This window comes from Bordetella genomosp. 9, assembly GCF_002119725.1.
In the GTDB taxonomy this organism is placed as follows: Bacteria; Pseudomonadota; Gammaproteobacteria; order Burkholderiales; family Burkholderiaceae_B; genus Bordetella_C.
This window is the reverse complement of the sequence record NZ_CP021109.1, coordinates 703,515-715,854: the sequence shown is the minus strand read 5'-3', so window position 1 is coordinate 715,854 and position 12,340 is coordinate 703,515. Positions and strand designations below refer to the sequence as shown.

Annotated in this window: 11 protein-coding genes; 3 read left to right on the top strand and 8 right to left on the bottom strand. The window is 67.6% G+C overall.

All coding sequences use genetic code 11. The features are described 5' to 3' along the window. The first annotated feature begins 129 nt into the window (after positions 1–129). The 3 genes from CAL13_RS03320 to CAL13_RS03310 all read left to right on the top strand — a co-directional run bounded on the left by CAL13_RS03320 (position 130) and on the right by CAL13_RS03310 (position 2,946). A complete protein-coding gene (locus CAL13_RS03320) occupies positions 130–1,020 on the top strand; it encodes a LysR family transcriptional regulator (RefSeq protein ID WP_086073493.1) in 891 nt (296 codons plus the stop codon). A gap of 162 nt (positions 1,021–1,182) precedes the next feature. Beyond that, positions 1,183–1,869 carry an RraA family protein gene (locus tag CAL13_RS03315; protein ID WP_086071508.1) on the top strand — a complete coding sequence of 229 codons (687 nt, stop codon included), beginning with the start codon at positions 1,183–1,185 and terminating at the stop codon, positions 1,867–1,869. 87 nt (positions 1,870–1,956) lie between these two features. Continuing rightward, positions 1,957–2,946, top strand: a complete 990-nt coding sequence (locus CAL13_RS03310; RefSeq protein ID WP_086056116.1) for a Bug family tripartite tricarboxylate transporter substrate binding protein — start codon at positions 1,957–1,959, stop codon at positions 2,944–2,946. Between the two features lie 54 nt (positions 2,947–3,000). Here CAL13_RS03310 and CAL13_RS03305 read toward each other — a convergent pair whose 3' ends face one another. The 8 genes from CAL13_RS03305 to CAL13_RS03270 all read right to left on the bottom strand — a co-directional run bounded on the left by CAL13_RS03305 (position 3,001) and on the right by CAL13_RS03270 (position 12,305). Then, a complete protein-coding gene (locus tag CAL13_RS03305; RefSeq protein WP_086056115.1) occupies positions 3,001–3,894 on the bottom strand; it encodes a LysR family transcriptional regulator in 894 nt (297 codons plus the stop codon). A gap of 31 nt (positions 3,895–3,925) precedes the next feature. Next, complete coding sequence (locus tag CAL13_RS03300) at positions 3,926–5,011, bottom strand: ABC transporter ATP-binding protein (RefSeq protein WP_086056114.1); 1,086 nt, start codon at positions 5,009–5,011, stop codon at positions 3,926–3,928. Then, positions 5,008–6,756 carry an ABC transporter permease gene (locus CAL13_RS03295; protein ID WP_086071507.1) on the bottom strand — a complete coding sequence of 583 codons (1,749 nt, stop codon included), beginning with the start codon at positions 6,754–6,756 and terminating at the stop codon, positions 5,008–5,010. Before CAL13_RS03295 ends, CAL13_RS03300 begins: the two co-directional genes overlap by 4 nt. A 40-nt stretch (positions 6,757–6,796) precedes the next feature. After that, entirely contained in the window at positions 6,797–8,134 is a 1,338-nt protein-coding gene (locus CAL13_RS03290; RefSeq protein ID WP_198297899.1) for an ABC transporter substrate-binding protein, read from the bottom strand. Between the two features lie 121 nt (positions 8,135–8,255). Beyond that, a complete protein-coding gene (locus tag CAL13_RS03285) occupies positions 8,256–9,068 on the bottom strand; it encodes an SDR family NAD(P)-dependent oxidoreductase (protein ID WP_086071506.1) in 813 nt (270 codons plus the stop codon). Between the two features lie 66 nt (positions 9,069–9,134). Beyond that, a complete protein-coding gene (locus tag CAL13_RS03280) occupies positions 9,135–9,452 on the bottom strand; it encodes an NIPSNAP family protein (protein WP_086056111.1) in 318 nt (105 codons plus the stop codon). A gap of 130 nt (positions 9,453–9,582) precedes the next feature. Beyond that, positions 9,583–10,557: a tripartite tricarboxylate transporter substrate binding protein gene (locus tag CAL13_RS03275; RefSeq protein ID WP_086071505.1), complete on the bottom strand. Its 975-nt coding sequence runs from the start codon at positions 10,555–10,557 to the stop codon at positions 9,583–9,585. Between the two features lie 59 nt (positions 10,558–10,616). Next, positions 10,617–12,305 carry a thiamine pyrophosphate-binding protein gene (locus tag CAL13_RS03270; RefSeq protein ID WP_086073491.1) on the bottom strand — a complete coding sequence of 563 codons (1,689 nt, stop codon included), beginning with the start codon at positions 12,303–12,305 and terminating at the stop codon, positions 10,617–10,619. Positions 12,306–12,340 lie beyond the last annotated feature (35 nt).

The window sequence follows — 12,340 nt, the reverse complement described above, 5'->3', positions numbered from 1 at the left end:
CGCGCTCATGCCGGCCGTCCCAGCACGACGCGCTGGGACGTTACCCCGGGCAGCGCGCGCAGCACCAGCGGGGCGCGGGGCGCGAAAGTAGACTAGCGGATCCGTGCATCCCTTTTGGACGAGGCCGACTTGAATCTTCGGCACCTTCAGTTTTTCGTGGTCCTGGCCGAAACGCGCAACTTCACGCGGGCGGCGCAGCGCCTGCACGTGGCGCAGCCCGCGCTGAGCCAGCAGATACGCACCTTGGAAGACCGCCTGGGCGCGGCGCTGATCGATCGCCGCACACGGCCGCTGCGCCTGACCGAAGCCGGCACGTTCTTCCTGGCCGAAGCGCGTCAGATCCTGTCCCAGTACGAGCGCGCGTCCAGCGCCGCGCGCGACATCGGAGAAGGCCGGCGCGGCTGGCTGGGCATCGGCTTCACACGCTCGGCGATGTACAGCGTGCTGCCGCCCGCCCTCAAGCAATTCAGCCGCACCCACCCCGGTGTCGAACTGAAGCTGTACGAGATGCTTGCGGAGGAGCACGCCGCGGCGCTGAAGGAACATCGCATCCATATCGGCATCGGCCGCCAGGCCGAACCGATTCCCGGTTGCGCAACACAGGTGCTGCTGCAGGAAAAGCTGATGGCGGTGCTGCCGGCCGACCACCCCTTGGCGAAGCGGCCGCGCCTGCGCGTCCAGCATCTGGCCGAGCTTCCCTTCGTGTTCTATCCCAAGCATCCGAATGCGCGGTTTCCGCGACTGGTGGAAAGCCTGTGCCGCGACGCGGGCTTTACGCCGCGGGTGGCGCATCAGGCCTACGAGATACAAACCGCGATCGCGCTGGTGGCGGCGGGCCTGGGCGTCACGCTCGTCGGGGAGTCGGTGGCGCGGCACGGCCGTGCCGATGTGGTGTACCTGCCGCTGTCCGGGGCCAGCGCCGCCGCCCTGACCACGCTGACGGCGACGTGGCGGCAGGACGACGACTCGCCCGCGCTGGCGGACTTCCTGTCCGTCCTGCTGCCGGCCGGCAGACAATAGCCCCGGTCGCAATGCCCGCCACCGATGACGGCCGGCCGCCCGCCGCGTGCGCGCACTATAAGAAAAAATCTATGAAACGATAGTCGACTTGTCTTGGACGCCACCGAACCGCGTGGTTAGGATGGCCGCATTCCCGATGCGTTCCCATACGGACTCCACGCCATGCAACCCACCGCGCCCGCCGCCGGCATCCCCGCCAGCCGGCCCATTCCTTCCGGCTATGCCGAGCTTTCCACGGCTGAAGTCTCCGACGCCCTGGACCGGCTGGGACTGCCGGGCAGCGCGCTGGGTATCGCCTCAGTCAGCGCCGCGCAGCGCCTGCTGGGCCGCGCCTACACCGTGCGCTACGCCCCGGCGGACGTTCAACCCGGCACGGTGGGCGACTATATCGACGATGTACCCGCGGGCGCCGTCGTGGTGCTGGACAACGGCGGCAGAACCGACTGCACGGTGTGGGGCGGCATCCTGACCGAAGTCGCATCGCGGCGCGGCATCGCCGGCACCGTGATCAACGGCGTCTGCCGCGACGCCGACGCGGCGGCCCAGTTTTCCTATCCCCTGTTCAGCCGCGGGCGTTTCATGCGCACCGGCAAGGACCGCGTACAGGTTGACGAGGTCAACGGCGACGTCAGCCTGGGCGACGTCCGGGTCCGCCCGGGCGACATCCTGCTGGGCGACGGCGACGGCGTCGTGGTCGTGCCCCAGGCGCGCGAAGACGAAGTGCTGGCGCTGGCCCTGCGCACGCGCGACGCCGAGCAGGCCATCGTGGACAGCGTGCGCGCCGGCATGTCGCTGACGCAGGCGCGCCAGGCGCATGGGTACCACACGCTGCAACGCCGCGGCCGCTGATACGTCGCGAACAGCCTGGACCAACGCGCGCATGCGCGCGCCCCAGCCTGACGCCGTCCACACCGATAAATAAAAGGAGGAGCAAACATGAAACCACGCCTGTCCAACGCCCTGCATACCGCCCTGGCCGCGACGCCCCTGGCCCTGGCCATGATCGCGGCTGCCCCATCCGCGCAAGCCGCGCCCTATCCCTGCCAGAACCTGAAGATCGTGTCGCCCTACCCGCCCGGCGGCACCACCGACATCCTGGCCCGCCTGATCGCGCCTTCGTTGCAAGGCGACCTGGGCGTGCCGGTCATCGTGGAAAACCGTGGCGGCGCCAGCAGCAATATCGGCACGGAATACGTGGCGCGGGCGGAGCCGGACGGCTGCACGGTCCTGCTGGGCAACAACACCGGCATCGTCATCAACCGCAATCTGTACAAGCTAAGGCTGGACCCGGTGGAGGCCTTGCGGCCCGTGGCGGAAGTCGCTGCCATGCCGCTGGTGCTCTACGTCAATCCGAAGGTGCCGGCGAAGACGCTGCCCGAACTGGTCGGCCTGCTGCAAAAGAGCGGCACGTACAGCTTCGCCTCGGGCGGCAGCGGCAGCCCGCAGCACCTGGCGGGCGAACTGTTCCGCCTCGCCACCGGCGCGGACCTGCTGCACATCCCCTACAAGGGCCAGGGACCGGCCATGATGGACGTGGTCGGCGGACAGGTGCAGATGGCCTTCGAGACCACGGCGGCGCTGTCGCCGCAGGCCAAGGCCGGCCGCGTGGTGCCGCTGGCGACCACGGGCGCGACGCGGGCGGCGGGCTTCACCGACATCCCGACGATGACGGAAGCCGGCTTCAAGAACTTCGTCATCACGAACTGGTACGGCGTCTTCGCGCCCGCCGGCACGCCGCCCGCGCTGGTGACGCAGCTTCACGCCGCGGTCGCCAAGGCCCTGGCCAACCCGGAAGTCGCGGGCAAGCTGGCCGAGCTTGGCTCCGAGAAAGTCGGCGGATCCCCCGAGGAATTCGCAGCCTTCGTCGCCAGCGAAGTGCCGCGCTGGGAGGAAGTGGTCAAGCGCTCGAACGCGAAGGTGGATTAAGGCCTTCCGCGTTTGCCACGGCCGCGCCGGGGTTTTGCCGGCCTGGCCCTGACGCTACGCCGCCGGCCCGCCCAGCCAGATCTTCTGCATCACGGATTCCAGGGCGACGAGCAAGGGCTCGCCGGCGCGCTCGGGCGCCAGGACGAAGCCCAGCGTCGCCGCCGCGCGGGCGTTGCCCCAGACGACGAAATCGCCCGCCGCCGCGCCCGCCATCGCGATCTCTTCGCGCAGCAAGGCGCAGCCCGCCCCCGCACGCACCAGCGCGTCCAGATTGGCATGGTCGTCGTTCTGCATGACGACGCGCGGCGCCAGCCCGTGCCGTTCGAACATCTCGCGCAGCAGCAGATGAGCGTGGCTGCCCGCCGGCCCGTCCAGCCACGGCAGCTGCGCCAGCTCACGCCACCCGCCCCGCTTGACCGCTTCCGCCTGTTCGTGCGGCAGGGCGATGCGGTAATGCACGCTGCGCAGCGGCGTCCATTGCAGGCCCAGCGGCGGCCGCGCGGCCACCGCCAGGGCCGCGGTGAGCCGCCCCGCCATCACCTGCTCCGACAGCTGCACGGTGGGCAGCACGTGGGTCTTGAGCTCGATCAGAGGCAGGCGTTGGGTCACTTCCGAAGCCAGTTCGCCCAGGCGCAGAAAATCGGGCTGCTCGCTGGGCACGCCCAGATCCAGCACACCGTGCAGCGCGCCCTGCAGCCCCCGGGCTTCCGACCTGAGCTGATTGCCCAGCGCGAGCAACGCCTCGGCGGTAGGCAGCAGGACTTCGCCGGCCTTGGCCAGCGTCAGGCGGCCCGCGTTGCGGTCGAACAGCGCCACGCCCAGGCTTTGCTCCAGCGCCTTGATTTGCGCCGTCACCGCGGGCTGCGTCAGGCAAAGCGCTTCGGCCGCCCGCGTCAGGTTTCCCAGCCGCGCCACTTTGACGAAAGCCCGTATTTGATAGATCTCCATCTTGCCGCGGCCGTCCGCTACGCCGGCCCGCTCACGCGGCCAGCAGGCGGATCTGGGCGGGCTCCACCCCCACCGTGACGGGCGCCCCGACCGGGAAAATCGACAAACCGGCAAGATGGGACTGGTCGGCGGTGATCGTGCGTTCACCCACCTGCACCTGGTAGCGCGTGAACTCGCCCTGGAACTCGCTGGCCTGCACCACGCCCGGCAGCCAGAGGTAACGCGCATCGGTATTGCCGCCCGCCATGTCGATCTGCACCACGTGCGGACGGAAACTGGCCGCCAGCCGCGCCGCGGCCGGCACCTCGCCATGAACGGGCATCTGCAAATCGCCCACGCCATCGACCGCCAGCGTGACGCTATGGCTGGTGCGCTCCTTCACCGCGCCTTCCAGCACGTTCATCGTGCCGACGAAGTTCGCCACGAAGCCGTTGACGGGGAAGTCGAACAAGGTATGCGGCGCGCCGATCTGCTGCAGCACGCCCCGGTCGAGCACCGCCATGCGGTCCGCCGTGGTCATCGCCTCTTCCTGATCATGGGTCACGAAGATGGTCGTTATGCCCAGGCGGCGCTGCAGGGCCAGCAACTCACGCCGCATCTGCACGCGCAGCTTCTTGTCCAGATTGGACAGCGGCTCGTCCAGCAGCAGCACCTGCGGTTCGATGACGATGGTGCGGGCCAGCGCGACGCGCTGCTGCTGACCGCCGGACAACTCGTTCGGCCGCCGGCCCGCGTACTGCGACAACCCCACCAGCGCCAGCGCGGCATCGGTGCGTTCGCGGATTTCCGCACGCGGCACGCGACGTTCGACCAGACCGAAAGCGACGTTGTCCCGCACCGTCATGTGAGGCCACAGCGCGTAGTTCTGGAAAACCATGCCGATGTTGCGCCGCCAGGGCGGCACGCCCGTCATGTCCTTGCCATCGACCAGCAACTGCCCCTGGGAGTGCTGGTTGAAGCCGGCGATCAGCCGCAACAGCGTCGACTTGCCCGATCCGGAAGGCCCGAGCAGCGCAAAGAATTCGCCGGGTTCGATGTGCAGATTCAGATCCTTCAGCACCTCCGTCCTGCCGTAGGACAAGGAAATGCCGCGGCACTCCACGCTGACTTTTTTCATGTCGTCTCCAATCGGCGCGTGGCCGGCGCATTCTGCGGATCCAGCGCCAGCGTTTCCTCCACGCGGTCGGGCCGCCGCGCACCGGTGCGCGCAACCAGCACGTGGCTGACGTAGGTGCCCACCGCGACGGCAATCACCGCCAGCACGCCCAGCGCCGCGCCCGGGCCGCGTCCCGACGCGCTTTGCATGTAAAGGTAGATCCCGTAACTCATCGGCGCCTGGCTTTCCCGTGTGACCAGCATGATGGTGGCGGACAGCTCCACGGCGGCGGTGATGAAGCTGGTAACGAACCCGGCCAGCATGCCGCCCGCCATCAGCGGCACCACCACCCGGCGCACGGTCCGCCAGCGATTGGCGCCCAGAGACTGCGCGGCTTCCTCCAGCGAGACGTTGATCTGCTGCAGCGCGGCCACGCACGATCGCAAGGCGTACGGCAGCCGGCGCACCGAGTACGCGATCATGATGATGACCCACGACGACGTCAAGGTCGTGGCCATGAAAGGCAGCTCGACGTGGCGGAAGGTTCGCAGCAGGCCGATGGCCAGCACGATGCCGGGCACCGCCAGCGCGGCCGACGCCAGCCAGTCCAGCCAGTGCCGGCCCGGCAGGCGCGTACGCAGCAGCAGATAGGCGATGGCGGTCCCCAGGACCACGTCGATGCCGGCCGCGAGTCCGCAATACAGCAGGGTATTTGCGATCATGCCGCCCGAGTCCTGGAACACGGTGGCGTAATGGGCCAGCGTGTAGCCGTCGGGCAGCGGCGCGAAACTCCAGACGCTGGCGAAGGACAGCAGCAGCACCCCGATGTGCGGCGAGAGCACCAGCAGCAGCACCAGGATGATCCAGCCATAGGCCAGCACGGCTTCGCCCCGGCGCAGCCGCCGTTTCTGGATGCCGGCGCCGCCTTTCTGCAAGGTGGAATAGTCCTTTCCTTTCAGCACACGGGCGGACAGCCAGAGGGATGCAATGGAAAAGGCGATGATGATGACGCTGATCACATAGCCCAGCGGGTCTTCCAGGCCAACCTGGGTGATGCGCAGGTACGCCTGCGGCGCCAGCATATTGGTCGTGCCCAGCACCAGCGGCGTGCCCAGGTCGTCGAACACTTTCACGAACACTAGCGACGCGCCGGCCACATAGCCCGGCAGCGCCAGCGGGAAGATGATCCGGCGGAACAGCCGGAATCCGCGCGACCCCAGGTTGAACGCGGCCTCCTCCATCGCGCCATCGATGTTGCGCAGCGCGACGACCAGGTTCATCAGGATGAAGGGAAAGTAATGCAGCGCCTCGACGAAGATGACGCTGTTCAAGCCTTCCATCAGCGGCAAGTTGATGTCGAACCAGTCGCCCAGCAACAGGTTGACGCTGCCGGAGCGGCCGAAAATCAGCTGCATCGCGACCGCCCCCACGAAAGGCGGCATGATCAGCGGCAGGATGCCCAGCGTCTGGATCAACAGCGCACCGCGGAACTGGAAGCGCACGGTGAAGTACGCCAGCGGTATGGCCAGCACGCTGGCGATCAGCGTGGACCACACCGCCACGTAAAGGCTGTTGTAGAACGCCTCCTGCATCAGGGGCTGGTTGAAGAAAGCCCGGAAGTGGCCCGCCGTGATGCTGCCGTCCGCGTTGACGAAGGCGGCATGGAAGACCGTCGCCACCGGCACGATCAGAAAGGCGGCCAGGAAGGCGATGACGCAGGCCGCCACCACCGCCGGGCCTTTGCTCGACGCAAGGTTAAGAGACACGGGATGCTCCGCAGGAAACCGCTATCCGTTACTGCGCGCGTTACTGCGCGGCGGCCTGCTGCGCGAGCCGCGCGGCTTCCTCATAGTTGCCGCGCGCCTTGCCGTTCCAGTCGCCTTCGAGCTGGGTGATTTTCTGGTTCACCGCGCTATCGCGCTTGTCGCCGGCGAACAGTTTCAGGAACTCCGCTTCCCCGCTTTGCTGCTGGCCGACCAGGGGCGACCACGCCAGCTTGCGGGCCTGGGCGAGCAGCTCGGCGGCCTTGCCGGATTTGGCCTTGTCGCCAAGCTTGCGTTCGGCGTCATGGATGGCCTTGGTGGCCTGCTGCAGCTCCTTCAAGCGGAAGGTGATGGTCTGGTCGAACAGGGACTGCACCAGGTAGTACCGCTGCTGCGACAGGTCGACGTCGAAATGCACGGTGCTGCGCTTCGCCAATTCGAGCGGGTCCGGATAGCCCGCCGGGATCTTGCCTTCCAGCTCGCTGTACGGCAGCACCGGCAGGCGCGAAATCTTCGGCTCCAGCAGCACCTCCTGCCCGGCGGCGCTCAACGCGAACTTGATGAAGGCCTTGCCTTCATCCGCGTTTTTCGCGCCTTCGATCAGCGCGATGTTGGCCGGCACGATGGCCGTTTCCGTCGGATAGACGAAGTCCACCGGGAATTTGGAAAACTTGCTGGACAGGCCGAAGAAGTCGATGACCGGTCCCGCGCCGAACTGCCCGTTGTTGACGCCGTCCGGCACGCCGAACGAACGCTCCGTCACGGCGCTGCTGTTGCCCGCCATGCGCAGCAGGGTCTGCCAGCCCCGATCCCAGCCCTCGCCCTGCAGAATCGTCTCCACCGTCAGGTGCATGGTCCCGGAGCGCGAGGGCGACGTAATGCCGACGTGGCCGAACCATTCCGGCGCCAGCAGATCCGTCCATTGCTTGGGCGGCGCCAGCTTGTGCGCCTTGATGTAGCGGGTGTTGTACATGATGCCGTAGCCCGCCAGCGCCTGCCCGTAGTACATCCCGCCCGGGTCGTTGATCGGGAAACTGCCGATCTTGTCTGGCACCTTCGGATTGATTACGTCCTTGGCAGGCGCGAGCAGCTTGTCGCGGTTCAGCACCTCGAAGGCATCCGGGGCGCTGGCCCAGAAGACGTCCGGCCGCTGGCCCGCCGGGGTCTCGCGCACATAGGCCAGCCCCGCCACCGTGTTCTTGTTCAATATCTCCAGCGTGACGCCGGGATTGGCCTTCTCGAAGGCGGTCTTGTAGGCCTGGGTCAGGTCCTTGGGAAAGGAGGTGATGACGGTGACGGTGCCCGCGCGGGCGGCGCCATCGGCCAAAGGCATGACGAGCGCGACCGCCAATGCGGCCGCCAGACGACGGAATTGCGGCATCTTTGTCTCCTCTTTATGTGTTGTAGCCGCAAGGTAAACGTCCGCGTGGCGCGCCGTCCAATCATAAATTCTGATAGCGCCCATCAATTAGGGGGCCTTTGCCCAGCCCCGATGCGATGGCCTATTCGGACGGCCGCGTCTGCGTCAAACCGGTGGGCGGCCCGTCGATGGCCGTCCAACCCGCGTCCACGGACAAGCTGCTCCCGGAGATATAGCTGGCCGCATCCGAAGCCAGAAAGGCCACCGCCGCGCCCACTTCCGAAGGCTGTCCCCAGCGGTTCAGGACGGTGTGTCCGGCATAGGTTTCGTAGATTTGCGGCCGCTCCTTCAACGGCGCGGTCAGGCGCGTTTCGATGATGCTGGGCATCACGGCGTTGACCCGCACGCCATATCCGCCCGCTTCAGCCGCGAAGGCCTTGACCATCTGCGCGATGCCGGCCTTGGTCGCGGCGTAGATGCCCAGGCCGGGCTCGATCGTCACCGCCCGCATGGACGAACACAGGATCATGCTTCCCGAGCCCTGCTTCATCATGGGCCGGCCGAAATGGCGCATGAAATGGAAGGCGCCCTTCAGATTGAGATTCACGACCTGGTCGAATTCCTCGTCGGTGTAATCGACGATGAGCTTCCGGATATTGAGTGCGGGCGTGGCTACCGCCACGTCCACGCGTCCGTGATCGGCCAGCACCTTTTCGGCCAGCGCCGCGATGGCCGCGCCGCTGGCGGCGTCGGTCTGCATCCAGCCGGACGTTCCGCCGGCATCGGCAATCTGCCTGGCTGTCGCCTGCGCGCCGGCCTCGTCGCGGTCCGCGCACATGACGGTGGCGCCCATCGCGCCGAGCGCATGCGCGGACGCCTGGCCGATACCGGATGCCGCGCCCAGCACCACGGCGATCCGGCCCTTGAGGCTGAAGAGTTGGGGGTAGTCGGTCATGCAAACTCCATGAGTCCAGGAAGCATGCCGATGATACCGGCGGCGGCCTGCGCCCGACGGCGCGGATCAGGGCTGGAAGAACGCGGTGGGCGTCATCAGCCGGTTCTCCTGGCTGATCAGGTAGCCGGCTTCGGCGCTCTTGGCCAGATACGCCGCCCAGGCGGGATCCTTTTGCAGCGCCTGGCGGCGCGCCTCGCGATCGGCGGCGTCGCGATAGGCCCAGATGTGCATATAGCTGTTCACGTTGCCGGTTTCCGTCTGCAGGTACACCAGCGGTTTGCCCAGATGCCGGCTTTGCACCTCGTAGCCGTGTTCGGCATAAAGCGCGAGGTGCTTTCTGATGGTGCCGGCGCGGCAGGTATAGGTGCGAACGTCGTAAAGCATGTCGGTTGCCTCTTCGATGAAACAGGAAAAACGGCAGACAGGGCCAGGCCCTGCCAGGGCGGCTTGCCATGGCGCTGCTCGCGGTCTTGGCTGCCAACAAGGGACGGAAGCGGCGCTTCCGTCAAAGGGATCACTCCGCCGTGGCGCCGGACTGCTTGACCAGGGCGCTCCAGCGGGCGACGTCCTGGTTCACGTAATTCTGGAAAGCCGCATGATCGTCGCCGATGGGGTCCGCGCCCAGCGCAAGCAGCTTGTCGCGCACCGCGGGGTCGGCCACGCTTTGCGTGATGGCCGCCGAGAGTTTCCCGATCACAGGAGCCGGCGTTGCGGCCGGGGCGAACAGGCCGAACCACGAGCGTGCGGTCATCTGCGGAAACGGCGTCTCGGCGAAGGCGGGCACGTCCGGCAAGGCGGGATGACGTTTGTCTCCGGTGACGGCCAGCGGCTTCAGGCGGCCGGCCTGCACCTGCGACAACACCTCGGGCAGGTTGGCGAACATGATCTGCACCTGGCCGCCCATCAGGTCGTTCAAGGCCTGGGCGCCGCCCTTGTAAGGCACATGCGCCATCTGCGCGCCAGCCAGCGAATTGAACTGCGCCCCCGCCAGGTGCGCGGCCGTGCCGGTGCCCCCGGACGCGTAGTTGATGCGGTTGCCGTTGGCGCGCGCATAGGCGGCCAGTTCGGCTGCCGTTTTCACGGGGACCTGCGGGTTGACGACCAGCAGCAGCGGCACCGATGCAAGATTGGACAGCGCCGCGAAATCGTTTGTCAGGCTGTAATCGAGCTTGGGATACAACGTGGCATTGATGGCGTGGCTGGACGTCGCCATCAGCAGGGTGTAGCCGTCCGGGGTGGCGCGCGCCGCCATCACGGCGCCGATATTGCCGTTGGCGCCGGCCTTGTTTTCCACGACAACCGGTTGGCCCAGGCGCGTGGACATCGCCTGCGCCACGGTGCGGGCGATCACGTCCGTCGCGCCGCCCGGCGCGAACGGCACGATGACGCGCAGCGGGCGATCGGGAAAGTCGGCTTGGGCTGCCGCCGCGCCGGCGGCAAGGGCGGCGCCCAGGCAAAGGCGCAGGAAAGGCCTCAGGATGTTTTTCATGGTTGTCTCGCTTGTCGTCGTTGTTATGAAATTGGCTGTCGGGCGGGCGGCGCTGCCGCCTACGCCGTCGCCTGCCGCGCCCGCTCGCGCAATCCGCTCAGCGTGGCGCGCGGCGTAAGCAGCTCCGGATCCAGCGCCAGCTCGATCAAATACGCGGACCCGCTGGCCAGGGCACGTGTCAACGCCGGGCCGAAGTCGGCATCGCGCTCTACCCGCTCCGCGCCCATGCCGAAGGACTGCGCATAGGCGACGAAATCCGGATTCGACAGGTCGGTGGCGACGGGACGGCCGGGGTAATGCATTTCCTGATGCATTCTGATCGTGCCGTACATGCCGTTGTTGAAGACGATGAAGACGATGGCCAGGCGCTGCTGGCGCACGGTGGCCAGCTCCTGGGACGTCATCAGGAAGCAGCCGTCTCCCGCCAGGCAGACCACCTGGCGGTCGGGGTGGCGCAACTTGGCCGCGATCGCGGCCGGCACGCCGTATCCCATCGCCCCGCTGGTCGGCGCCAGTTGCGTATTCGGATGGCTGTGGCGGTAGTAGCGGTGCGCCCAGGCGCTGTAGTTGCCGGCCCCGTTCGTCAGGATCGCGCGGGCGTCCAGGCGGTCACGCAACGCGACGATGACGGCGGCAGGATCGAGCCGGCCGCGCGGGGCGGGCGGTTCGGTATAGCGAAGATAGTTCTCCCGCAGGCTCGTCAGCCAGCCGCGCCACCCGCCGCCGTCCACCGGCGCCAGCGCCGCGGCGCTTTCGGCGAAGGCGTTCAGGTCTGCCTGTATCGCCAGCGCCGGCTGATACACCCGTCCCAGCTCCTCGGCCCCGTTCAATACGTGGACCAGGTTTTGCCGGGGCACCGGCGACTGCAGCAGCGTATAGCCGCTGGTGGCCATCTCGCCGAGCCGGGCGCCCACCGCCAGGATCAGGTCGGCGTCGCGCACGGCCTGGGCCAGCTCCGGGTTGATCCCGATGCCCACCTCGCCGGCGTACTGCGCATGCCGGTTGTCGAAAAGATCCTGCCGCCGGAATGAGCACGCCACCGGCAACCCGTTCAGGGCGGCGTAGCGGTTCAGATGTTCCAGGCCCTTGGCGGTCCACCCCGAGCCGCCCACGACCATCAGCGGCCGGCTGGCCCGCGAAAGCATGGCTTGCATGTCTTGCAGCGCCGCAGGGGCGGGCCACGCGCGCGGGACCCGCACCGGGCCCGTTGGGGGCGCGGGAAAGGCCGATTGCGTGAGCATGTCTTCCGGCAGCGCCAGCACCACCGGGCCGGGCCGGCCCGACATGGCGACCGTGAACGCGCGATTCATGTATTCCGTCACGCGGTCGGCGCTATCGATCTGCGCCACCCATTTGGTGAAGGGGCCGAACATCCGGCGATAGTCGATTTCCTGGAACGCGTCGCGCTCGACCATATCGCCGCCCACCTGCCCCACCAGAAGAATCATGGGCGTGGAGTCCTGAAAGGCGGTGTGCACCCCGATGCTGGCGTTCGTCGCGCCGGGGCCGCGCGTGACCATGCACACGCCGGGCCGGCCGGTCAGCTTGCCATGCGCCTCGGCCATGAAGGCGGCCGCGCCTTCGTGCCGGCACGTCACCACGCGCACGCGCGCCTGCTCGGCGTACAGTCCGTCCAGCACGTCCAGATAGCTTTCGCCCGGCACGCAGAAGACGGTGTCCACGCCCTGCTCCAACAGCGCCTGCACCACGAGCCTTCCGCCCGTCATCAATTTGGGAGTGTCGTTCATCGAATCCATCGCGCCGCATGGCGGCTGTTGCGGGT

Coding starts and splice junctions, on each gene's coding strand:
- CAL13_RS03315 (WP_086071508.1), top strand. CDS start 1,183: ATGCAACCCACCGCGCCCGCCGCCGGCATCCCCGCCAGCCGGCCCATT.
- CAL13_RS03310 (WP_086056116.1), top strand. CDS start 1,957: ATGAAACCACGCCTGTCCAACGCCCTGCATACCGCCCTGGCCGCGACG.
- CAL13_RS03305 (WP_086056115.1), bottom strand. CDS start 3,894: ATGGAGATCTATCAAATACGGGCTTTCGTCAAAGTGGCGCGGCTGGGA.
- CAL13_RS03300 (WP_086056114.1), bottom strand. CDS start 5,011: ATGAAAAAAGTCAGCGTGGAGTGCCGCGGCATTTCCTTGTCCTACGGC.
- CAL13_RS03290 (WP_198297899.1), bottom strand. CDS start 8,134: ATGCCGCAATTCCGTCGTCTGGCGGCCGCATTGGCGGTCGCGCTCGTC.
- CAL13_RS03285 (WP_086071506.1), bottom strand. CDS start 9,068: ATGACCGACTACCCCCAACTCTTCAGCCTCAAGGGCCGGATCGCCGTG.
- CAL13_RS03280 (WP_086056111.1), bottom strand. CDS start 9,452: ATGCTTTACGACGTTCGCACCTATACCTGCCGCGCCGGCACCATCAGA.
- CAL13_RS03275 (WP_086071505.1), bottom strand. CDS start 10,557: ATGAAAAACATCCTGAGGCCTTTCCTGCGCCTTTGCCTGGGCGCCGCC.
- CAL13_RS03270 (WP_086073491.1), bottom strand. CDS start 12,305: ATGAACGACACTCCCAAATTGATGACGGGCGGAAGGCTCGTGGTGCAG.